The sequence below is a fragment of the Arthrobacter sp. H-02-3 genome (assembly GCF_003097355.1).
Classification (GTDB): Bacteria; Actinomycetota; Actinomycetes; order Actinomycetales; family Micrococcaceae; genus Arthrobacter; species Arthrobacter humicola.
The window spans coordinates 317,470-339,444 of record NZ_PYUI01000001.1; the positions used below are offsets into that span (position 1 = coordinate 317,470).

General features: G+C 66.8%; 21 protein-coding genes. 8 read left to right on the top strand and 13 right to left on the bottom strand.

Annotated features, from left to right (window positions below; all coding sequences use genetic code 11):
• Nucleotides 1-74: 74 nt before the first annotated feature.
• Complete coding sequence (locus tag C9424_RS01550; RefSeq protein WP_116765182.1) at nt 75-329, bottom strand: hypothetical protein; 255 nt, start codon at nt 327-329, stop codon at nt 75-77.
• Between the two features lie 199 nt (nt 330-528).
• On the opposite strand from C9424_RS01550, the gene C9424_RS01555 reads away from it, so the two are divergent.
• A complete protein-coding gene (locus C9424_RS01555; RefSeq protein ID WP_018773569.1) occupies nt 529-1,020 on the top strand; it encodes a YajQ family cyclic di-GMP-binding protein in 492 nt (163 codons plus the stop codon).
• Between the two features lie 123 nt (nt 1,021-1,143).
• On the opposite strand, the gene htpX is transcribed toward C9424_RS01555, so the two are convergent.
• Entirely contained in the window at nt 1,144-2,013 is an 870-nt protein-coding gene (gene htpX, locus C9424_RS01560; protein ID WP_091255984.1) for a zinc metalloprotease HtpX, read from the bottom strand.
• A 66-nt stretch (nt 2,014-2,079) separates the two neighbouring features.
• Nucleotides 2,080-3,351 (bottom strand): MFS transporter, encoded by a 1,272-nt coding sequence (locus tag C9424_RS01565; protein WP_116765183.1) that lies wholly within the window; start codon nt 3,349-3,351, stop codon nt 2,080-2,082.
• A 101-nt stretch (nt 3,352-3,452) separates the two neighbouring features.
• Between C9424_RS01565 and C9424_RS01570 the strand changes: the two genes are divergently transcribed.
• The 3 genes from C9424_RS01570 to C9424_RS01580 all read left to right on the top strand — a co-directional run bounded on the left by C9424_RS01570 (nt 3,453) and on the right by C9424_RS01580 (nt 6,225).
• Nucleotides 3,453-3,920 carry a Fur family transcriptional regulator gene (locus tag C9424_RS01570; RefSeq protein ID WP_116765184.1) on the top strand — a complete coding sequence of 156 codons (468 nt, stop codon included), beginning with the start codon at nt 3,453-3,455 and terminating at the stop codon, nt 3,918-3,920.
• Nucleotides 3,921-3,960: 40 nt separating this feature from the next.
• Complete coding sequence (locus C9424_RS01575) at nt 3,961-5,442, top strand: catalase (RefSeq protein WP_116765341.1); 1,482 nt, start codon at nt 3,961-3,963, stop codon at nt 5,440-5,442.
• Nucleotides 5,443-5,589: 147 nt separating this feature from the next.
• Nucleotides 5,590-6,225, top strand: a complete 636-nt coding sequence (locus C9424_RS01580; protein WP_116765185.1) for a DUF2461 domain-containing protein — start codon at nt 5,590-5,592, stop codon at nt 6,223-6,225.
• 21 nt (nt 6,226-6,246) lie between these two features.
• Here C9424_RS01580 and C9424_RS01585 read toward each other — a convergent pair whose 3' ends face one another.
• From C9424_RS01585 to C9424_RS01625, 9 genes are all read right to left on the bottom strand, one after another.
• Nucleotides 6,247-6,852, bottom strand: coding sequence for a TetR/AcrR family transcriptional regulator (locus C9424_RS01585; protein WP_091251315.1), 606 nt, complete (start codon nt 6,850-6,852; stop codon nt 6,247-6,249).
• A gap of 164 nt (nt 6,853-7,016) precedes the next feature.
• Nucleotides 7,017-8,579 (bottom strand): amino acid permease, encoded by a 1,563-nt coding sequence (locus C9424_RS01590; RefSeq protein ID WP_116765186.1) that lies wholly within the window; start codon nt 8,577-8,579, stop codon nt 7,017-7,019.
• A gap of 172 nt (nt 8,580-8,751) precedes the next feature.
• Complete coding sequence (locus C9424_RS01595; protein WP_091251311.1) at nt 8,752-9,162, bottom strand: DUF779 domain-containing protein; 411 nt, start codon at nt 9,160-9,162, stop codon at nt 8,752-8,754.
• Nucleotides 9,163-9,178: 16 nt separating this feature from the next.
• Nucleotides 9,179-10,201: an alcohol dehydrogenase AdhP gene (gene adhP, locus C9424_RS01600; RefSeq protein ID WP_175460442.1), complete on the bottom strand. Its 1,023-nt coding sequence runs from the start codon at nt 10,199-10,201 to the stop codon at nt 9,179-9,181.
• 173 nt (nt 10,202-10,374) lie between these two features.
• Entirely contained in the window at nt 10,375-11,898 is a 1,524-nt protein-coding gene (exaC, locus tag C9424_RS01605) for an acetaldehyde dehydrogenase ExaC (protein ID WP_116765187.1), read from the bottom strand.
• A gap of 142 nt (nt 11,899-12,040) precedes the next feature.
• Complete coding sequence (locus C9424_RS01610; RefSeq protein WP_116765188.1) at nt 12,041-13,423, bottom strand: GAF domain-containing protein; 1,383 nt, start codon at nt 13,421-13,423, stop codon at nt 12,041-12,043.
• Nucleotides 13,424-13,542: 119 nt separating this feature from the next.
• The gene (locus C9424_RS01615; protein ID WP_116765189.1) at nt 13,543-13,845 is read right to left on the bottom strand and encodes a hypothetical protein; all 303 of its coding nucleotides are present in this window, start codon (nt 13,843-13,845) and stop codon (nt 13,543-13,545) included.
• 12 nt (nt 13,846-13,857) lie between these two features.
• Nucleotides 13,858-15,297 (bottom strand): amidase, encoded by a 1,440-nt coding sequence (locus tag C9424_RS01620; RefSeq protein ID WP_202615730.1) that lies wholly within the window; start codon nt 15,295-15,297, stop codon nt 13,858-13,860.
• A 165-nt stretch (nt 15,298-15,462) separates the two neighbouring features.
• A complete protein-coding gene (locus tag C9424_RS01625) occupies nt 15,463-16,899 on the bottom strand; it encodes an FAD-dependent oxidoreductase (protein WP_116765190.1) in 1,437 nt (478 codons plus the stop codon).
• A 130-nt stretch (nt 16,900-17,029) separates the two neighbouring features.
• Here C9424_RS01625 and rarD point away from each other — a divergent pair, with 130 nt between their 5' ends.
• The 4 genes from rarD to C9424_RS01645 all read left to right on the top strand — a co-directional run bounded on the left by rarD (nt 17,030) and on the right by C9424_RS01645 (nt 20,950).
• Nucleotides 17,030-18,055, top strand: coding sequence for an EamA family transporter RarD (rarD, locus tag C9424_RS01630; RefSeq protein ID WP_116765191.1), 1,026 nt, complete (start codon nt 17,030-17,032; stop codon nt 18,053-18,055).
• A gap of 90 nt (nt 18,056-18,145) precedes the next feature.
• Nucleotides 18,146-18,550 (top strand): DUF7793 family protein, encoded by a 405-nt coding sequence (locus tag C9424_RS01635; protein ID WP_116765192.1) that lies wholly within the window; start codon nt 18,146-18,148, stop codon nt 18,548-18,550.
• Nucleotides 18,537-20,069: a putative bifunctional diguanylate cyclase/phosphodiesterase gene (locus C9424_RS01640; RefSeq protein ID WP_116765193.1), complete on the top strand. Its 1,533-nt coding sequence runs from the start codon at nt 18,537-18,539 to the stop codon at nt 20,067-20,069. Before C9424_RS01635 ends, C9424_RS01640 begins: the two co-directional genes overlap by 14 nt.
• Complete coding sequence (locus tag C9424_RS01645) at nt 20,066-20,950, top strand: methyltransferase domain-containing protein (RefSeq protein ID WP_116765194.1); 885 nt, start codon at nt 20,066-20,068, stop codon at nt 20,948-20,950. The genes C9424_RS01640 and C9424_RS01645 overlap by 4 nt, the downstream gene beginning before the upstream one ends.
• An 11-nt stretch (nt 20,951-20,961) precedes the next feature.
• Here C9424_RS01645 and C9424_RS01650 read toward each other — a convergent pair whose 3' ends face one another.
• Nucleotides 20,962-21,834: a universal stress protein gene (locus tag C9424_RS01650; RefSeq protein ID WP_091251298.1), complete on the bottom strand. Its 873-nt coding sequence runs from the start codon at nt 21,832-21,834 to the stop codon at nt 20,962-20,964.
• Nucleotides 21,835-21,975 lie beyond the last annotated feature (141 nt).

The following is a 21,975-nucleotide window of genomic DNA, read 5'->3' on the forward strand; positions in this document are numbered from 1 at the left end:
CGGGCAAGACAACTTTACAGAACTTCCGCCGAAGAATCGAATCGGCGACTTGGCGAGCCAAAAAGCCCGGAAATTCAGGCGTCTCCGAGAATGCGTCCGGCCAGCCGGGCCTCGAAACGCGCCGCCTGCTCCGCAGTGACCTGGTTCAGCTGAACGGCGCGGGCCAGATCGGCGTGGACGCCGTCCAGGCGGGCCGAGGCATCCGCGGCCGGGCTCAGGATAATGGAGGCCGCCAGCGCGGCTGCGGCAACGGACGTCGCCGTCGTGGCCAGGGTGCTGGCAGCGGCGGCGGTGGTGCGGGTGACGTAGCGGACGGCTTTGTGGTGCATGCTCTTTGCCTTTCAGCGTCGGTTCCAACCCTTGCAACTCTGCTCAGCCCGGCTTCGTTCCCGCAATGCGTTAGCTATGAGCGGACTGTGAAACGTAGCCCCGGCCGGCAGGCCTCCGGATCGGGGGTATCCGTATTAGGCTGGAATGCAGACATCCCGGCCTTTCACCAGGCACCCGGCAACCATCAGGAGGACAGTCATGGCAGGCGAATCCACGTTCGACGTCGTCAGCAAGGTAGACAAGCAGGAAGTCGCCAACGCGCTGAACCAGGCGCAGAAGGAAATCGCCCAGCGCTACGACTTCAAGGGCGTCGGCGCCGAAGTCGATTTCAGCGGCGAGAAGATCCTCATGAAGGCGAACTCCGAGGAGCGGGTGCTGGCAGTGCTCGACGTGCTGCAGTCAAAGCTCATCCGCCGCGGCATCTCGCTGAAGTCCCTCGACACCGGCGAGCCCTACGCCTCCGGCAAGGAATTCCGGCTCGAGGCCTCCATCAAGGAGGGCATTGCCCAGGACCTCGCCAAGAAGATCAACAAGCTGATCCGCGACGAGGCCCCCAAGTCCGTCAAGTCGCAGATCCAGGGCGACGAGCTCCGGGTGACGTCCAAGTCCCGCGACGATCTCCAGGAAACCATGAACTTGCTGAAAGGCTTCGACGAGGCTGACCTGCAGTTTGTGAACTTCCGCAGCTAGGCCCGTCCCCCGGCGCAATTTTCCTCAGGACGCGCAAAAGAGCTGGCGATACCGGAACTCCGGTATCGCCAGCTCTTTTGCGTGTCGCGAACGTATCCGCGCGTCGCCAGACCGCACCTAGCGTCAGCTGAGCGGGCGGCCGGCCATCCGTTCGAGCCGGTCGATCCGCTCCGCCATCGGCGGGTGGGTGGAGAACATCTTGGCCACGCCTGCGCCGCGGAACGGGTTGGCGATCATCATGTGCGAGGCGTTCACCAGCTTCTGGTCCTGCGGCAACGGCGCAAGTTGCACGCCCTGTTCGATCTTGCGCAGGGCGGAGGCGAGCGCCAGCGGATCGCCGGTCAGCGACGATCCGTCCTCGTCGGCGTCGTACTCACGCGTTCGGGAGATGGCCATCTGGATCAGGGAGGCAGCGAACGGGGCCAGCAATGCCATGGCGATCGCGGCAAACGGGTTCGCGTTGCGACGGTCCCCGCCGCCGAACAGCAGCATCATCTGCGCCACCGACGTGATGACGCCGGCGACGGCGGCGGCCACCGACGCCGTCAGGATGTCCCGGTTGTAGACATGCATCAGTTCATGGCCCAGGACGCCGCGCAGTTCGCGGGCGTCCAGCAGCCGCATGATGCCCTCGGTACAGCAGACGGCGGCGTTCTGCGGGTTCCGGCCGGTGGCGAAGGCATTCGGCGCCATGGTGGGCGAGACATAGATGCGCGGCATCGGCTGGTTGGCCCGGCCGGACAGCTCCCGGACGATCTGGTAGAGCTGGGGCGCCTCGGCCTCCGTGACGGGATACGCCTGCATGGCACGAATGGCCAGCTTGTCGCTGTTCCAGTACCCATAGGCCGTGGTCCCGATGCCGACCAGCGCCATGATCCAGATCGGCGCGGCACTGCGCGTCCCGGCCGCGATGAAGGCGCCCAGACCCAACAGCACCGCCCACAGGACCCCGAAAAGGGCCGCGGTCTTCAGTCCGTTGTGATGCTGATGCACTGGTCCTCCTGATGACCCGTATTTCACTGACCTGCAGTTCACAGACCTACCAAGGAAAACGAACCGCTACGGCACCGGGTTCCGCGCGTCGTAGCGCAGGAATCCCGACTGCAGGTGGGCCACCGTCCAGGCCACGGCAATGCATAGCGCGCCGCCGAACAGCAGGACCCATCCCTCGTTCCAAAGTTTAGTCGCGCCGCCGGCCAGCATGTCCCCGATCCGGGGTCCACCGGCCACCACCACCACGAACACACCCTGCAGCCGTCCGCGCAGGTGGTCCGGTGTGGAGGCCTGCAGGATGGTGGTGCGGAAGACGGCGCTGACGGAATCCGCGATGCCGGCGAGCGCGCAGCACAAGGCGGCGGGCAGCAGCCACACCGTCACGCCGCCGCTGCCGGTATGCCCCGCGAGGACAACCACCAGGCCGAACGCCGCGATGGAAGCACCCCAGCCCATCACGGACCACACGACGGCGGCACCCTGCCGGCGAACCCGGCCCAGCGGCCCCGAGAACAGGCCGGCCAGGAACGCCCCCACGGCCATGGCGGCCAGCAGGATCCCTACCGTTGCCTCACCGCCGCCGATCATCAGGGCGCCGATGGCAGGCAACAGCGCTCGCGGCTGGGCAAAGATCATGGCCACGAGGTCGATCACGAACGTCATGCGAAGGTTGGGCCGGGTGCCAAGGAAGCGGAAGCCCTCCACCACGGAACGCAGCCCGGCCGGCCTGGCATGCTTCCCGGGCGGCATGGGCGGCAGATTCAGGAGCGCCCAGAACGCAAAGGCGAAGCTGACGACGTCGATTGTGTATGTCCAGCCGAAACCGATCCAGGCCACGAGCACGCCGGCCAGGAGCGGCCCGGCGGTCATGGTCAGGCCGAAGCTCATCATGCTCAGGGCGTTGGCGGCCGGCAGCAGCTCCTTGCGGACCAGGGCCGGGATGATGGCGCTGCGGGCCGGCTGGTTGATGGCCTGGGCACCGCTTTGCACCGCCACGAGCGCGTACAGCAGCCACACGTTGCCCAGCTGCAGCCACGCCTGCAGGGCCAGGGCGACGGTGGTCAGCCAGAGCACGGACGAGGCCAGGAGTGCGACCGTGCGGCGGTCATGCGCGTCGGCGATCGAGCCGCCCAGCAGTCCCCCGAACACCAGCGGAACGAGGGCGAAGATGCTCAGCAGGCCCACATAGAGGCTGTCCTGGGTCAGCCGGTACACCTCCAGACTGACGGCCACCACGGTCAGCTGGCTGCCCAGGGCCGAGACGGAGGACCCAAGCCACAGGCGGCGGAAGGCCGGACTTTCGCGCAACGGCGTCATGTCCGCCAGGAATTTCCCCACCGGGCAACTCTAGCGGCGGCCCGGGGCTGCTTGTGACGAGGACGGACGTAGTTAGTACTGCCTTATTGTGAGGCAGTCATAATAAGTGCTTGAATGGGACCATGACGGATTCCACGGGCAGCCACGACGCATGGGCGGCCGCCCTGCGTGCCCACGGCCGTCGGGTGACCAAGCAGCGCCTGGCCGTGCTGGCCGCCGTCGAACATCACCCGCATTCGCCGGCGGAGGCGATCCTTGCCGCCGCCCGGCAGGAACTGCCGGACCTGACCGCCCAGTCCGTCTACGTGGTCCTGGGCGACCTCACCGATCTGCACATGCTGCGCCGGTTCGAACCCCCGCACTCCCCCGCGCTGTACGAGACCAGGGTGGGCGACAACCACCACCACGCCGTCTGCGTCAGTTGCGGCCGCGTGGAGGACGTCGAATGCGCCGTGGGCCACGCGCCCTGCCTCACCCCGCATTGGGACGCGAACGCCAAGCCGATGACCATCCAGATCGCGGACGTGCTGTACCAGGGCATCTGCCAGGACTGCCAGCGCACCCAACAACTTCCCTCCGAACGAAACTAACAAACCCAACCAAAGGAGAATGATGACTGAGAACATCTCTGTGCCCGCCGTGTCCACGACACAGTCCGGCGCTCCCGTCACTTCCGACGCCCACTCCAAGTCCGTCGGCGCCGACGGTGCGATCATCCTGACCGATCACTACCTGATCGAGAAGCTCGCGCAGTTCAACCGCGAGCGCGTCCCGGAGCGTGTTGTCCACGCCAAGGGCGGCGGCGCCTTCGGTACCTTCAAGACCTCCGAGGACGTCTCGAAGTACACCAAGGCCGCCCTGTTCCAGCCCGGCACCGAGACGGACATGCTCATCCGTTTCTCCTCCGTTGCCGGCGAGGCAGGCTCCCCCGACACCTGGCGCGACCCCCGCGGGTTCGCCGTGAAGTTCTACACCACCGAGGGCAACTACGACCTCGTCGGCAACAACACTCCGGTGTTCTTCATCCGCGACGGCATCAAGTTCCCGGACTTCATCCACTCGCAGAAGCGCCTCCCGGGCACCCACCTGCGCGACGCCGACATGCAGTGGGACTTCTGGACGCTCTCCCCCGAGTCCGCCCACCAGGTCACGTGGCTCATGGGCGACCGCGGCCTGCCGGCTTCCTGGCGTGAAATGCAGGGCTACGGCTCGCACACCTACCAGTGGATCAACGCCGAGGGCGAGCGCTTCTGGGTCAAGTACCACTTCAAGTCCAACCAGGGCGTCAAGTCCATCACCGGCGACGAAGCCGAGGCCTTGGCCGGTGCTGATGGCGACTTCTACATCCGCGACCTCCAGGAGAACATTGCCGCCGGCAACTTCCCCTCCTGGGACCTGCACGTCCAGGTCATGCCGTACGAGGACGCCAAGACGTACCGCTTCAACCCGTTCGACCTCACCAAGGTGTGGCCGCACTCGGACTACCCGCTGATCAAGGTCGGCACCATGGAGCTGAACAAGAACCCGGAGAACTACTTCGCGCAGATCGAGCAGGCCACCTTTGCGCCGTCGAACTTCGTCCCGGGCATCGCCGCTTCCCCGGACAAGATGCTGCAGGCCCGCATCTTCTCCTACGCGGACGCACACCGCTACCGCGTCGGCACCAACCACGCCCAGATCCCGGTGAACCAGCCCAAGAACCAGGTCAACAACTACAGCCAGGACGGCGCGGGACGTTACCACTTCAACGCCCCGTCTGTTCCGGTCTACGCACCGAACTCCGTCGGTGGCCCCGCTGCCGTGGAGCCTGCGGTTGCAGGTGGCGGCTGGGAGAACGACGGCGAGCTGACCCTCTCCGCGCACGCCCTGCATGCGGAGGACAGCGACTTCGGCCAGGCCGGCACGCTGTACCGCGAGGTGTTCAACGACGGCGAGAAGGCCCGCCTGCTGGACACCGTCACGGGTGCCGTCGGCGGCGTCAAGAACGCCGACATCAAGGAACGCGCCATCCAGTACTGGACCAACGTCGACGCCGAGTTCGGCGCCAAGCTGCGCGCCAACCTGGGTGCCGGCCAGGTTGAGTCCGACGCCGAGGCCGCCAACAAGGTCTAATCAGCAAGGCCCGTTTGAGACCGGCTGAGCCCATGAACGCCCCGCCACGGAAATCCTCCGGAGATCCGCGGCGGGGCGTTTTGCCGTTTTCCACATAGGTGCTCGCGGCCCTCGCCACGAGACGCGGCAGATCCCTAGGATTTAGCCATGACCGCATTTGCAGGCATTCCGGATGACGCCTTCCGGTTCTATTCCGAGCTTGAACAGAACAACAACCGGGACTGGTGGCTGGAGCACAAGCCGGTCTACGATGCCGCGGTGAAGGGGCCGTTGACCGAGCTGCTCGCCGAGCTGGAACCCCGGTTCGGCCCGGCGAAACTCTTCCGACCCAACCGGGATGTCCGCTTCTCGCCGGACAAGTCGCCCTACAAGACGGCGCAGGGAGCGTTCGCAGCGCTGGCGGAGGGAGTGGGTTTCTACGTCCAGCTCAGTGCCGACGGCCTCCTCATCGGCGGCGGCTGTCACACCCACACCCCGGCCCAGCTGGCACGCTTTCGCGGTGCCGTGGACGACCCCGCCAGCGGAGAGGCCTTGCAGGAAATCGTGCGCCACGTCGAGGCCGCAGGGTTCGCCGTGGAAGGCGAAAGCCTGAAGACCGTGCCGCGGGGCTTCGACAAGGACCACCCCAGGGCGGAGCTGCTCAAACACAAGTCCCTCACGGCCGGCGAGAACGTGGGGCAGCCCGCTTGGCTTGCCGGGCCCGGGGCCGTGGCGGAAGTGGCCCGACGCTGGGAGGAGCTCCGTCCCCTGGTGGAGTGGGTCGGCCGTTACGCGGCTCCCTGACCTGGACCCCGGTCTTCAGCGTCAGATGTGCTGGCCGTCGGTGGCGAGCCGCCGGTCGAGGTTGTTGAAGAAGACCAGCATCATCAGCTCGAAGGCCTCGGTGGCTTCCTCGGGCTGGTTGTTGACGACAAAGTCGAACTGCAGCCCATAGAACGCGGCGGTGAAGAGACGGGCGTCGGTGTCGGCGAACTCTGGCCGGATCCCCTGGATGACGAGCCAGTCCCGGGACTTCTCGTGCAGCATGCGGAAGTGCTCCTGGGCGGTGCCGCGCGGCACCGCCGCCACCACGTCCTGCGCCGTCGCCTCAAATTCCAGCCGGGCCAGGTGCCGGTTGCGCTGTGCCATGGTCCACTGCCAGGACTCCAGGAGGAAGGCCCGCCAGGCGTCCCTGTCGATGTCCCGGACGTCGGTGGCACGGATGCTGTCCAGCCGGGATTCGATGCCGCGGATGATCTCGTTGATCAGCTGTTCACGGTGGCCGAAGTGGTACACCAGAACGTAGCTGCTGACACCCAGCCCGTCGGCGAGGCTTCGAAACGTCAGCTCCGCCAGCGTCTTGTCCATGAGGTAGTCGAGAATCGCCGACAACAGTTCTGATTTGCGTTCCGGTCTTGCTGGGCGGGCCATGTCTCCATCTTAGGGAGCCGGGGTCCTCCGCGCCCGCCGGCTGTACCCTCCCGAACCGGACGGTCCAACGCCGAAGTCGCCGGAGCCTTGCCAATTCGCCGGAAGTTGTCGGCGAATTCGCAGGTCTCCGGCGACTTCGATTTGTCGGGACCGGCATTTCCCGATCAGGAGCGGGTGAGCGCGTCTTCCTCGTTTGCCGGGGCGGCGGTGACGGCGTCGTCCTTGGCAGGGCCATTCACGGAGGCCCGGGCCGCCGCGAACTTTTCGTTCAGGCGGGAGTGGCGCTGGCCGTAGGCGAAGTAGATCGCGATGCCAATCACGAGCCAGATCGCGAAGAAGATCCAGGTTTCCACGGCGAGGTTCGTCATGAGGTAGAGGCACAGCACGGCCGAGACAACCGGGAGCACCTTACCGAACGGGACGCGGAAGCTCGGCTTCAGGTCCGGGCGCTTCTTGCGCAGGACCAGGATGCCCAGGCTCACCATCACGAAGGCGGAGAGCGTGCCGATGTTGATCATTTCCTCGAGCAGGTCCACGTTGGTCAAGCCGGCGACGATAGCCACGGCGGCGCCGCAGATGATCTGGAGGCGGGCGGGCGTCGCCCGGATGGTGCTGGTTTTGGACAGGGAGCGCGGCAGCAGGCCGTCGCGGCTCATGGCCAGGACCACGCGGGACAGGCCCATGAGGAGCACCATGATGACGGTGGTGAGGCCCACGAGGGAGCCGAAGGCGATGACCTTGGCGGCGTCGGTGTTGCCGACGGCCTCGAAAGCGGTGGTAAGGGTCGGGTTCTTGGCCTCGGCGAGCTTGGTGTAGGACACCATGCCGGTCAGGGCCAGGGACACCAGGATGTAGAGCACCGTGACGATCGCAAGGCCGCCGAAGATGCCGCGCGGCAGCGTTTTCTGCGGGTTCTTGACCTCTTCGGCGGAGGTGGCGACGACGTCGAAGCCGATGAAGGCGAAGAAGACCAGGGCGGCGCCGGCGAAGATGCCGAGTGTGCCGTACTGGGCAGGGGCCGCACCGGTGAGGAAGCCGAAGAAGGACTGTTTGAGGACGTCGGCGGTTCCGGTGCCGCCGGTCGGCTCGGAGGCCGGCACGAACGGAGCGTAGTTCTCGAACTTCACGTAGGTGAAGCCGACCACGATCACGAAGAGCACCACGGCGATCTTGATGAGCGTGAAGATGTTGCCGACGCGGGCGGAGAGCTTGGTCCCGAGGACCAGCAGCACAGTGAAGATGGCAACGATCAGGAAGGCACCCCAGTAGAGGTCAACGCCGCCCACGGAGATCGACGGCGGAACGTCGACTCCCATGAGCGCAAAGACCTTGCTGAGGTAGATTCCCCAGTACTTCGCGATCACGGCGCCGGCCGTGAAGAGTTCCAGGATCAGGTTCCAGCCAATAATCCACGCGAGGATCTCCCCCATGGTCGCGTAGGTGAAGACGTAGGCGGAGCCGGCCACCGGGATGGCCGTGGCAAACTCGGCGTAGCACATGATGGCGAGCGCGCAGGTGACGGCAGCAATCGCGAAGGAAATGGTCACAGCGGGGCCGGCAAAATTCGCGGCAGCCTTGGCGCCGACCGAGAAGATCCCGGCGCCGACGGCAACCGCGACCCCCATGATCATCAGGTCCCACGTGCTGAGCGAGCGCTTCAACTTGCGTCCGGGTTCATCGGCGTCGGACATGGACTGCTCGATGGATTTGGTCCGGAAAAGGTTCATAGGAAAGTCCGCAATCTCGATAACTGGTTTGGAAACAGACCTATTAATAGTAGTGTCCATCCACTGGACGACCAGATTTGTCCCACATACTGAGACGAAAATGTGGGCCGTGCCGGTGTTGCCGGCACGGCCCACATCTCTCGCGGTGAGCTCTACTCTCCGCCGTTCCGGCTCAGACGGGCCAGTTTTCCATCAGCGCCGAGCGGATCAGGAACCGTTTGCCTTCCGGGGCCTCCACCGAGAAACCGCTCCCCCGGCCGGGGACGACGTCGACCGTCAGGTGCGTGTGGCTCCAGTAGTTGAACTGCTCCCGCGACATCCAGAATTCCACCGGCTGGGGCTGGATTCCGTCCGAAATGTCGAACAGGCCAAGCAGCACGTCCGAGTCCCCTGTGATGAACTCCCCGGCCGGGTAGCACATGGGTGAGGAACCGTCGCAGCAGCCGCCGGACTGATGGAACATCAGCGGGCCGTGCTGCACCCACAGCTTGCGCAACAGGCCCACAGCCTCCGGGGTGAGCGCCACGCGGGAGAAGTCCTCCCCCGGGCGGGTCACGGCGGCGTCGAGCTTGGTCTCCGGCATCAGCGTCCTTCTTTCATCAGAACCTCAGCACCACACGGCCGTCGATCTTGGCGTGCTTCATCTCATCAAGAACGGCGTTCACTTCGGAAAGCGCCCTCGTGGACACCGTTGGGTGGATCTTGCCCTGGGCGTAGAAGTCGAGGGCCTCCTCAAGGTCCTGCCTCGTGCCCACAATGGAGCCCCGGACCGTCAGCCCCTTGAGCACAATCTCAAAGATCGGCGCCGGGAAGTCGCCCGGCGGCAGCCCGTTGAACACGATCGTTCCGCCGCGCCGGGCCATCCCAATGGCCTGCCCGAAGGCTGAGGGGTGCACTGCCGTGACCAGGACTCCATGGCATCCTCCGGTTTCGCGCTGGATAACTTCGGCGGGATCCTCGTGCAGGGCATTGACCGTCAGCTCTGCACCGTGCTTCTTGGCCAGGGCGAGCTTGTCGTCGGCGATGTCCACCGCCGCGACCCGCAGCCCCATGGCCACAGCGTATTGGACAGCGATGTGGCCGAGTCCGCCGATCCCGGAGATGGTGACCCACTGGCCGGGCTTGGCCTCGGTCATCTTCAGGCCCTTGTAGACGGTGACGCCCGCGCAGAGCACCGGAGCCACTTCCACCGGATCTGAGCCGGCGGGGATTCGGGCAGCGAAGCGGCTGTCCACCAGCATGTACTCGCCGAATGAGCCGTCCACGCTGTAGCCGGCGTTCTTCTGGGCCTCGCAGAGCGTTTCCCAGCCCGTCCGGCAGAACTGGCAGTCGCCACAGGCGGACCAGAGCCATGCGTTGCCCACCAGGTCTCCGACGGCCAGGTCAGTGACGCCTTCGCCCAGGGCCACGACTTCGCCCACGCCTTCGTGGCCGGGAATGAACGGCGGGGTCGGCTTCACCGGCCAGTCGCCTTCGGCCGCATGAAGGTCCGTGTGGCAGACGCCGGTGGTGATGACCTTGACCAGCGCCTCACCGCGGCCCGGGGAGGGAATGGGGAGGTCCTGGATCTGGAGGTCTTTGCCGAATTCAGTTACTACCGCTGCTTGCATTGTCGTCGTCATTGGCGAAATCCTTGCGTAGTTTTGGGGCCTAGATATGGGGCGTAGCTTTAGGGCGTATTCAGGGTTTGGTGTACTCCGTGGGGTGGTGGGTGATATGTCCCGTCCGGGGGTGGCCAGACATGGTGCGGGCGGGGCGGATCACGTCCGCTCCGCCCCGCCCGGGTCAGTGCGGCTTAGAAGAAGCCGAGCTTGTTCTCGTTGTAGCTGACCAGGAGGTTCTTGGTCTGCTGGTAGTGGTCCAGCATCATGGAGTGGTTCTCGCGTCCGATGCCGGAGGACTTGTACCCGCCGAACGCGGCACCGGCCGGGTAGGCGTGGTAGTTGTTGACCCACACGCGGCCGGCCTGGATCTCGCGGCCTGCACGGTAGGCAACGTTGCCGTTGCGGGACCAGACGCCGGCACCGAGGCCGTAGAGGGTGTCGTTGGCGATCCCCATAGCGTCGTTGTAATCGCTGAAGCGCGTCACGGACACCACCGGGCCGAAGATCTCCTCCTGGAAGATCCGCATCTTGTTGTGGCCCTCGAAGATGGTCGGCTGGACGTAGTAGCCGCCGGCCAGGTCCCCGGTGAGCTCGGCGCGGGCGCCGCCGGTGAGGGCCTTGGCGCCTTCCTGCTTTCCGATGTCGATGTAGGACAAGATCTTCTCGAGCTGGTCATTGGAGGCCTGGGCGCCGAGCTGCGTCTCGGTATCCAGCGGGTTGCCCTGGATGATCTTCTGCGTGCGGGCCAGTGCGTCGGCCATGAAGGAATCGTAGATGCCTTCCTGGACAAGTGCGCGGGAGGGGCAGGTGCAGACCTCGCCCTGGTTGAAGGCGAAGAGCGTGAAGCCTTCAAGGGCCTTGTCGTAGAAGGCGTCGTTGGTGTCGGCGACGTCGTTGAAGAAGATGTTGGGGCTCTTGCCGCCGAGTTCCAGCGTGACCGGGATCAGGTTCTGGGAGGCGTACTGGCTGATCAGCCGGCCGGTGGTCGTTTCGCCGGTGAAGGCGATCTTGCGGATCCGCGGGCTGGAGGCCAGGGGCTTGCCGGCTTCGACGCCGAAGCCGTTGACCACGTTGATGACGCCGGCCGGCAGGAGGTCGCTGATCAGTTCCATCAGCACCAGGATGGAGGACGGGGTCTGCTCGGCCGGCTTCAGGACGACGGCGTTGCCGGCGGCGAGGGCCGGGGCGAGCTTCCAGACGGCCATGAGGATCGGGAAGTTCCAGGGAATGATCTGGCCGACGACGCCGAGGGGCTCGTGGTAGTGGTAGGCGGTGGTGTCGTCGTCGAGCTGGGACAGCCGGCCCTCCTGGGCGCGGACGGCCGAGGCGAAGTAGCGGAAGTGGTCGGCGGCGAGTGGAATGTCCGCGTTGAGGGTTTCGCGGATCGGCTTGCCGTTGTCCCAGGATTCGGCGACGGCGAGCATCTCGGTGTTCGCGTCGATCCGGTCCGCGATCTTGTTCAGGATCGCGGCGCGCTCGGCCACGGAGGTCTTGCCCCAGGACGGCGCAACCTTGTGCGCGGCGTCCAGCGCCAGCTCAATGTCCTCGGCGGTGCCGCGGGCCACCTCACAGAAAGCCTTGCCTGTCACGGGGGTAATGTTCTCGAAGTACTGGCCCTTGACCGGGGCAACCCACTCGCCGCCGATCCAGTTCTCGTAGCGGTCCTTGAAGGTGACCTTCGAGCCCTCGGTACCGGGCTGGGCGTAAACAGTCATTGCTAGCTCCTTTGCTGTGCAAGAGAGGGGGCAGCAAGGCGCTGCCGGCCCCCGTTGACCTCAGCCTAGGGGCGCGAAGGTTGCAGTCAGGTTGCAACGATGTGAGCCCGGTCACGGTCCGGATGCCCCGGGCCGTGGCGGTTCAGGCGCTCAGTTCCCGGTCCAGCCGTTCCAGATCGGCGACGACGGCGGCACGCTTGGGCGAGCGCGGTGCCAGCAGCTTCAGCGCGGCGGTCCGGACGTCGACGTCGTCCTTTGCCTCGGGCAGTTCGGCGTACTTCAGCAATGACTCGGCACTGCCGTCCGTCAGCAGGGCCTCGCGCATCAGCGCGGAAACCCTGGCCCGCAACTCCACGATGCCGGGCGCCTCCGAGCGCGGCAGTACGGCGCCGCGGTAGATTTCCAGCGCTATCCGGTGAGCGCCGCGTTGCAGGCAGCTCAACACCTGCCCGGAGTCCGGCACGAGGTCGACCGGCAAGCGGTACGGGCGTGACGCCGGGACGGCCTCGGGATTGAGCTGCTGCAGGACTTTGCGCAGCCGTACCATCTCCGCGCGCAGCGTCATGGTGGAGGCCTCCCCGGGGTACAGGAGGGCGCACAGCTCCTCGGCGTTCAGCCCTTCGGGGTGGGTGCTGAGCAGGGCCAGGATCTCACTGTGCCGGGCGGACAGGGACACGGTGCGGCCGTCAATGCTGAGCAGGGCCTGATCCCGGCCAAGCAACTGGAGGCTGTTCCGGTACAGGCTGCCGGCGGCCGATGCCCCGGCCGTTTTCGGCGCGGCCGGGCTTCTCCGCCGGGAGGGCGAGGACTGGCGTGCGGCGGCCAGCTGGAGCCGTTCCACCCGCAGATGCGCCTGGGCAGCGGCGACCGTCGCCTCGACGAGGGACAGGGTGTGCGGGGCCACGGCCGACTCCGTGCCGGTGATGTCCACAACCCCCAGCAGTGCGCCGGAATCCGGGTCGTGGAACGGCACGGCCGTGCAGCTCCAGGGATGGACCGAACGCTTATAGTGCTCCGCGCCGGAGATCTGGATGCCCCGGCCCAGGGCCAGCGCGGTGCCCGGGGCGCTGGTGCCCACCGTCGCCTCGGACCAGTCGGCCCCGGGGACGAACATCATGCCTTCGGCCCGGCGCTGCAGGGCGGCGTCGCCTTCGACCCACAGCAGCCGGCCGACCTCGTCCCCCACGGCCACCAGCATCCCGCTGTCATGGCTTGGCAGGACCAAAAGCTTATGGATCACAGGCATGATGGCGGCCAGGGGGTGCTGGCGGCGGTATTCCTCAAGTTCTTCGCGGTCCATGGCCAGAGGGGCCTCGGGGTTGTCCGGGTTGGCGTGCAGTTCCGCCGAACGCCGCCACGACTCCTGGATCAGGCTGCTGAGCCCGGGCAGGTGCAGGTCCTCCGGAAAGACGAGACCCCGGGAATCCAGTTCCTCGTGCCCGGCGCTGGCATGCTTCTGCCGCAGCGCTGCGGTGACCCCGCCTGCTGGCGGTAGCAGCGCTGCCGGATGGACCAGATTCCTCATTGAACTCCCACCGGACGGGCTCGACGGCGTGCCGGAGGCCGCCTCGTCCGGCCCAGTCTAGTTCCGTGCGGGGAGTTTGGAAATGCACCGCATTGCTCCACCTGTGGGCCCGGGCGGGCTCAGGCGCCGGCTCCCGGCGGCAGGACGTAGCTCTTGATCTCGCCCACGTGCTGGATCTCGGGGCGTGGCAGCCCGGCGGCCGCTATCAGCTCCTGGAATTCCCTGCCGCCGCTGAAACGGTCAAAGACCTCCCGGCTCGGGCACGTGTCCAGAACGGCGATGCCGTCCTCCGTCTGCACGCACAGATGCAGCTCCAACTGGCCGGCGGGCAGGAGGGCCAGCAAGCGGTCGTGGCCTGCGAGAAGCTCCGCCGGGTCGCCGCGGAAGCTGTACATTCCCAGATACATGGTGCCCAGATACATGGCGGGTCTCCTTCACGTGGATTGCTTGAGTGCAGGCCGTCGCCCGGCCCAGGGGCTGGCCTGCTCCAGCTGGGCGGCCAGCCGGAAGAGGGTCGCTTCGGCGCCGAAGCCGGCGAGGAAGGACATCCCGACGGGAAGCCCGGCAGAATCGGTGCCCAGCGGCACGGACATGGCCGGGTTACCTGTGATGTTGGCGTATTCGCCGTCGAACATCAGGAAGCGGCCGGCCTCCCGTTCCCCGCGGACGGGGTCCTCCGCCGTCGCCGTCAGCGTGCCGAGGGGCAGCGGCGGCCAGCCGACCGTCGGCGTCAGCCACAGATCGTAGGTTTGGAAGAAGCCTGCAACCCGGCGGCTGAAGCGTTGCAACTCCTCCACGCCCTGCAGGTAATCCCCGGCGCTGACCTTCCGGCCGCGCCCGAACAGGACCTCGGTATACGGTTCCACCTCCCCCGGTTCGGGCCCCCGGCCCAGCCGCCGAGTCCAGTAGCCCTCGATCCAGGCGGCTGCGGCGGCGTATACGGCCCGGATGGCGTGGTGCCCCGCCCGGTCCAGGGGTTCGGGGTGCGCTTCCTGGACGTCGTGGCCCAGGTCGCTCAGCAAGCGCACGGCGGCGTCGAAGGCCCGCAGGTAGTCAGGATGGACTGTCTGGCCGCGATTGGGAGTGGCCGTGGCCGCGATCCTGAGCTGTCCCGGCGGTGTCACGGCCTCGGCCGCATAAGGGCGTGGCCGTGGGGGCGCCAGGTAGGGGTCCCCGGACGCCGGACCGGCCACGGCGTCCAGCAGCGCTGCGGCGTCGCGGACTGTGCGGGTCAGGGCGAATTCGGCGGCGAGGCCGCCGACGACATCACCGTATTCCGGGCCCAGCGGCACCCGTCCCCGGGTCGGTTTCAGGCCGAGCAGCCCGCACCACGCCGCGGGATACCGGAGCGACCCGCCGAGGTCGTTGCCATGGGCCATCGGGACGATCCCGGCTGCAACGGCGGCCGCCGACCCGCCGCTGGATCCGCTCGTGGAGCGGGACAGGTCCCAGGGGTTGCGGGTTGCCCCGTGCAGGACCGGTTCGCAGTGCGGGCTCAGTCCGAACTCGCACGTATTGGTCTTGCCGATGATGGCCACTCCCGCCTGGCGGAAGCGCCGCGCGAGTTCCTGGCTGTGGCCGGAGACGTTTCCGGCGAGCCAGCGTGAGCCTTCGGAGAACGGCGTCCCGGCTATTTCCAGCGCGAGGTCCTTGACCAGGAACGGCACCCCGGCAAAGGGAACGTCGTCGGTGGGGGTGCTGCCGTTTGCCGGGGTGGCGTCGGTGTCCAGCCCGGCGATCACGGCATTCACCACCGGGTTGAGTTCCCTGATGCGGTCCCGGGCCTCGGCGAGGAGTTCGGCGGCACTGATCTGGCCGGAGCGGACCAGGTCGGCCTGCTCCGTGGCATCCATCCACCGGAGTTGTTCGTCCACGGCACCTCCCGAAGGGGAATCGCAGCAGGGAAACACAGCACGGGGGTCACGTCACACGTCACCCCACGTCGGTTACAGCACGGGGTTGGCAGCACGGCGGTACAGCGTCCGCCGCGCAGTCCTTGTGCGTGAAATTCTACGTCCGGGCGCCGCTGACGGGACAGGCTAGTCGCGGGAAATCTCAATCATCTCCTCGCGCGGAACTACCTTGATGCGCTCCCGCTCAATCCCGTTGGCGTTCTCCGCAGCCGACCACTCCGCACCGAGGGCGAGTTCGTGGGCATCGAGCTTGATCCACCCTTCCCAGGTCGTGTACTGGATGCCGCGTTCCTGCAGCAGATCGATGATGGCCTGCGGGTCCGGGTTCTGCGCCGGCGGCAAGGTGAGCCGGTCCTCCAGCAGGTAGCCGATGGTCTCCAACGCGTCACCCTTGGTGTGGCCGATCAGCCCGACGGGTCCGCGCTTGATCCAGCCGGTGGCGTAGATCCCGGGGACCGGCTTCCCCTCGGCGTCGAGGACACGGCCGCCCTCATTGGGGACAACGCCGCGGCGGGCATCGTACTCCAGCTCATCCAGCGGCGAACCGTGGTAGCCGATTGCCCGGTAGACCGCCTGGACCGGGTAGTCGAGGAATTCTCCGGTGCCCTTGACGTTCCCGGTGCCGTCGAGCTGCATGCGTTCGAACTTGATGCCGGCTACTTTGCCGGGATTCGCGGCGTCGTCATGGATCTCGACCGGGCTGTGCAGGAAGTGCAGGTGCAGCCGTCGCGAGGACGGTTCCTCGGCTTCGGCGTGGTCCTCGACGAGCCAGTTGGTCAGGGTGTTGACCATGGTCCGGATCTGGTTGTTGCTGCGGATGGCCTCATCCGAGGCTTCGTCGAACTCGAAGTCCTCCGGATACAGCACAATGTCCACGTCCTTGGCGTGGCTGAGTTCGCGCAGCTCCAGCGGGGTGAACTTCACCTGGGCCGGCCCGCGGCGGCCGAAGACATGGACGTCGGTGACCGGCGAGTCCTTGAGGGCCCGGTAGACGTTGTCCGGGATTTCGGTGACCAGGAGTTCATCGGCGTGCTTGACCAGCATGCGGGCCACGTCCAGGGCCACGTTGCCGTTGCCGATCACGGCGATCTCCTTCGCCTCCAGCGGCCAGTCCCGAGGAACGTCCGGGTGGCCGTCGTACCAGGAGACGAAGTCGGCCCCGCCGAAGGAACCCTCGAGCCCGATCCCGGGAATGTCCAGCTCGGCGTCTTTGATGGCTCCCGTGGAGAAGATGACGGCGTCGTAGAAGGCGCGGAAGTCATGCAGCGTCAGGTCCCGGCCGTAGGTGACGTTGCCAAGGAACCGGATGTCGCCGCGGTCCAGGACTTTGTGCAGGGCGTTGACGATGCCTTTGATCCGGGGATGGTCAGGAGCCACCCCGTAGCGGATCAGGCCGTATGGCGCCGGGTATGCCTCGAAGAGATCGATGCTGACCTCGACGTCGCCGTCTTTGACCTCATTGGACTTCGTCAGGATGTCCGCGGCGTAGACGCCGGCCGGACCCGCGCCGACAATGGCGACGCGGAGGGGACGAGTGGATGTGGATTCGGCCGAGTTGGACACCGGGAGCCCTTCTGAGTCTTAGAGACAGCGCCAGTACATACAGCGCACAGGCCCCTATTCTAAATGTCGCCGGGCGGCCTGTGGCCCGGTTGGTAGGAATAGGCGCCGTGCAGGTGGTGTTATTGGTCTTGTGCCTAAGCCCGAACGATCCTTCTCCCCCGCCCCGCCGACCGACCCGCGCGTCCCAGCCCCTGCAGGGCGTCCGGCGCCGCAGCCGCCGGCCGGACTCGCGCCGGTAGATAAGGAAACGACGCCGGGGATCCTGTTCGGGATCGGCGCGTACGGGCTGTGGGGACTGCTGCCCCTGTACTTCTATGCGCTCCAGCCTGCCGGCGCGATCGAAATCGTCGCCAACCGGGTGGTCTGGTCCCTCGTGTTCTGCGTCCTGCTGATCACCGTCACGCGCTCCTGGCGGGTGCTGGCTGCTGCGTTCCGGAACCGCACGGTGATCGGCCCGCTGTCCATCGCCGCGGCTCTGATCGCGGTGAACTGGCTGACCTACACCTACGGCGTGACCACCGGCCAGGCCGTCGAGGCCTCCCTGGGCTACTTCATCAACCCGCTGGTCTCGGTGCTGCTGGGGGTCTTTGTCCTGAAGGAAAAGCTGCGGCCGCTGCAGTGGGCCGCCGTCGGCATCGGTTTTATCGCGGTGGGCGTGCTGACAGTCTCCTACGGCAAGCTCCCCTGGATCGCCCTGACGCTCGCGCTGAGCTTTGGCCTGTACGGCTTCGTCAAGAAGCGTGTCGGCCCGCGGGCGGACGCGATCACCAGTCTCACCGTGGAGACGATCGTGCTGGCCCCGCCGGCTGCGGCCACCATGGTTGTGCTCGCGGTCAGCGGTGCGGCCACGCTGGCGTCCAACGGCGCCGGGCACTTCTGGCTGCTGGTCGCATCGGGTGTCATCACCGCCGTGCCGCTGCTGTTCTTCGGGGCCTCTGCCCGCCGGCTGCCCATGACCACCATCGGCTTGTTGCAGTACTTCGCACCCGTGCTGCAGTTCATTGTGGCGCTTGTGGTGTTCAAGGAACCCATGACTTTGGACCGCTGGATTGGCTTCGGCGTCGTGTGGCTGGCACTGCTCGTGCTGACGGTGGACATGCTGCTGGCGGCCGGGAAGAACTCCATGATCCGGAAACGGGCCCGCGCCGCCGCCTAGCAGGACTGCCCCGGCGGGTTAGCCGTCTGCGCACCAGGGCCGCCGTGCGTTAGTGTCATCATGAAGGACACGTTGGGGCGGAATTAAGGATTGCTGGTGCCAGAAAACGATCTTGAGACTCCGGGCGGCCGGGATATCTCGTCCCTGGGCTTCGACAGCAGCGGTATCCTGCGCCTCGAGTGGGCCCGGGGCATCGTCATTGACGCCCCGAATGCCCAACTCGCCATGGATCGGGTCAATGCCATGTGCGACGGCCGGCCCACGCCGCTGCTGATCGACATGGCCACCACGGAATCCGTCAGCCGGGCCGCGCGGGCCGTGTTCGCCAAACGCTGTGACGCGTCGGCCATCGCGCTGCTGGGCGCGTCCGCCGTTGACCGGGTTCTCGCCAACTTCTTCCTGGGCGTCAATTCGGCCCCGGTCCCCACGCGCTTTTTCACCGACCGCGATGAGGCGGTCCGCTGGCTGATGTCGCAGGGCCATGACGGGGCGTGATGACGACCGCCGCCTCGAGGAACTCGTAGACGGCATCGTCGTGCTGTCCTCGGGCGATCTCTCAAACCGTCTGGAGGTCTCACCGGCAAGGGACGGCATCGACGCCGTCACGACCGGCATCAACCTGCTCGCTGAAGAGCTTCAAAGCATGTACGAAGACATGGAAGTCCGGGTCGCCGAGCGGACCGCGCTCCTGGAAGCGGCCAAAGCCGAACTCCGGCGCGTCATCAACACTGACGAGTTGACGGGGCTGGCCAGCCGCTCGCTGCTGCAGGAAAAAGTGGCCGAGGCCGTCACCGGAGCCGGCAGGGGCCCCCAGCCCGCGCTCATCCTGCTGGACCTCGACTCCTTCCGGCTCATCAATGACAGCCTTGGCCACGCGGCCGGGGACGCCGTCCTGCGGGAGGCAGCCCTGCGGCTGGGCGCCGCGGCCGGGGCCCGTCACTTGATCGCACGCCTCAGCGGCGATGAGTTCGCCGTGCTCGTGGTGGACCAGGAACCGGACGCCGTGCTGGAGATCGCGTCCCGCCTTAGCGAATCGCTGAAGGACAGAATCGTTGCCGGCGGCGTCGCGGTCGCCCTGACGGCCGGAACCGGGGTGCGGCTGGGCGAACCCGGGCTGCGCAGCGAGGAGCTCATCCGCGATGCCAACATCGCCATGCATGAGGCCAAGAAGCGCGGCCGGGACACCCTCCTGGTGTTTTCCGCGGCCATGCACGAGGCCGCCAAGCAGCAGGTTCATCTGGTGGCCGAGCTCCGGACGGCGCTGGCAACGGACGAGCTCGAGCTGGAATACCAGCCCATCATGGATCTGCGCACGGGGACGATTGCCGGGACGGAGGCCCTGATCCGGTGGCGCCACCCGGACCTGGGTCTGCTGGCGCCGGATACGTTCCTCGACGCCGCTGACGAGGCCGGGCTCACGGTGGAAATCGGCCACTGGGTGCTCCGGAACGCCATCGCGCAAACCGGGCGCTGGAAGTCCGATCCGGGGCTTCCGGCGGACTTCAGCACCCATATCAATCTCTCACCGGCGGACCTGCACCATGTCGATCTGGCACCGTATGTCGAAGACCTGCTGGTCCGGCACGGCGTCGAACCGCGCCACATCTCGATTGAAATCACCGAGACCGCGATCATGCGCGGCGGTCCGGAAGTGGCAGCCACCATGCAGTCGCTCAATGACCTTGGCGTCCGGATCGAGATCGACGACTTCGGTACGGGCTATTCCTCCATCAGCTACCTGCGCACCCTCCCTGCCTCGCAGGCGAAGATCGACAAGTCCCTCCTGGACGGGCTGACCACGGACCGGCAGCAGGAGACATTCGTCGCGGCCATCTTGCAGCTGATCCATTCCGCCGGCCTGGGTGCCGTGGCCGAGGGTATCGAGGACCGGGAGCAAGCGGACCGGCTGCGGCACCTGGACTGTGAATTCGGCCAGGGATATTTCTTCAGCCGGCCCCTGCCCGTTGCGGACATGACGGACCTGCTGGCGCACAGGGACGGTGCAGCCGCATGAGCGGAGCTGATGCCGGGGCCACGAAAAACACAAGTACGCCGAAGACAGCCACGAAAAACACAGGCACGCACAAGGCGGCGGATACGCTCCGGATGGTGGCCCGGGTGGTGGCCCTGTCCCTGCACCGGCCCCGGCGCCCGGACCGGCGCTGGGATGAGTTCTGGCGCGGAGTGTCGCAGGGAGTGCTTACGGAACCGATCATCTGGGATACTTCGACCGCCGGCGACGACGACGAAGTGAGGCAGCATCTGCAGGCCATGGCCGCCCTGATGGACACCAGCCTTCCGGTGGTCGATCTCGGCTGCGGGAACGGAGCCCTCTCATGCCGGCTCGTCGAGGTCTTCCCCTCCGCGCTGGGCGTCGATGTCTCGCCTGCGGCCGTGGCCGCGGCGCAGTCCGCCCATGCGCACGTCCTGGGCCTCAGCTTCCGGAGCCTCGATGCCACCCGGCCGGCCGCCGCGGCCGCGCTCGCGCACGAACTCGGCGACGTCAATGTCTTTGTCCGCGGCGTCTTCCACGTCCTTAGCCGGCGACGCAAGGCACGCCTTGCGGACTCCATCCAAGCGCTCCTCGGCACCCAGGGACGGATCTACCTGGTGGAGACAAATGTCCCGGGCGGGGCGCTGAGCTATCTCCGGGGCCTGGGCGCCACGGGCGAGCGGATCCCGGGACCGCTGCGCCAGGCAATTTCTGCCCTGCCGAAACCGGGCCATTTCGGCCCCAGGCAACGCTCGCGGGCGTTCCCCGAACGGCACTGGACCCTCATCGCGGAAGGTCCCGGTGTCCTGGCAACGGTGCCGATGGAGACCGGCGGACCGCCCGGCAGGATTCCGGCGTACTGGGCGGTCCTGGCCCCGCGGCCCCAAACCTCCGGGAATTAGGCCTCCGGGACTTAGACCTCCGGGAAGGTATCCACCCGCTGGTAGTCGCGCGGCACAACCACCATCGGCACCGGGAGGGCGCGCAGCACCTTGTTGGCGGTACTGCCGATGAAGAGTTTGTATTTCTCCGCCAGACGGGAGGATCCCACGATCATGACCTCGCCGTCGTCCCATTCCAGGTCGTCGATCGCTTCCTCGATCGTGCGGCCGTGAGCGACCTCCACACTGACGTGGTGGCCCTCCGGCAGGCGGTGCGCGGCGGCGGCGAGCACGGTATTGGCATGGATGTGGGCGGCGTTGACGTTTTCCCCGCCCTCCTCGTCGACGTCCAGTTCCACCAGGGAGACCAGCCGGAGCGGGACGCCGCGGCGCTCGGCGGATTCGATTGCGACGTCGATCGCCGCTTCTGCCCCGGGGCGCTGGCCCACGGCGAGGGTCAGGCGCGTGATGGGTTCGGTCCGGCGGTAACCGCGCGGCGCCAGTGCCACCGGAACCGGGGCGGCGTGCAGGAGCGCGTTGGCCACGCTGCCTATGGTGTGCCGCTTGAAGAGGCCGTTGCTGGCGGCGCCGACGACGATCAGGCCGGCCCGGTACTCGAGGGCCGCGTCGATGAGTCCCGCGGCGAACGAGTCCGCCTGGCGGACGTGAAAATGCGCCTCCAGCCCTTCCGGGACCAGAGCCATACCCTCGCGTTCCGCCGAATGCATCTGCTGCTCCGCGGTGCTGGCGCGGCTTCCTTCCGGTTTCACGGCCGCATAGGGCGTGTGCCGGTCCACCACATAGACAAGGTCAAGATGCGCTCCCTGGGCCCGGGCCATGGCCGCAGCCAGCGCAACGGCGTCCGCGCCGCGTTCAGTGGGTGTATAACCGACTACGTATCGCATGTATGAACCCCTTATGGGTCTGTGGCAGACGCCAGCTGCGCCCCGGGGGTTCCGGGCGTCGTCGGCCGGTCTGCGTTCCTGCAGTGGTAGGAACGACTCTAGTCCAGGGACCTAAGAAACGGTGGTGACTTATGGCCCTGA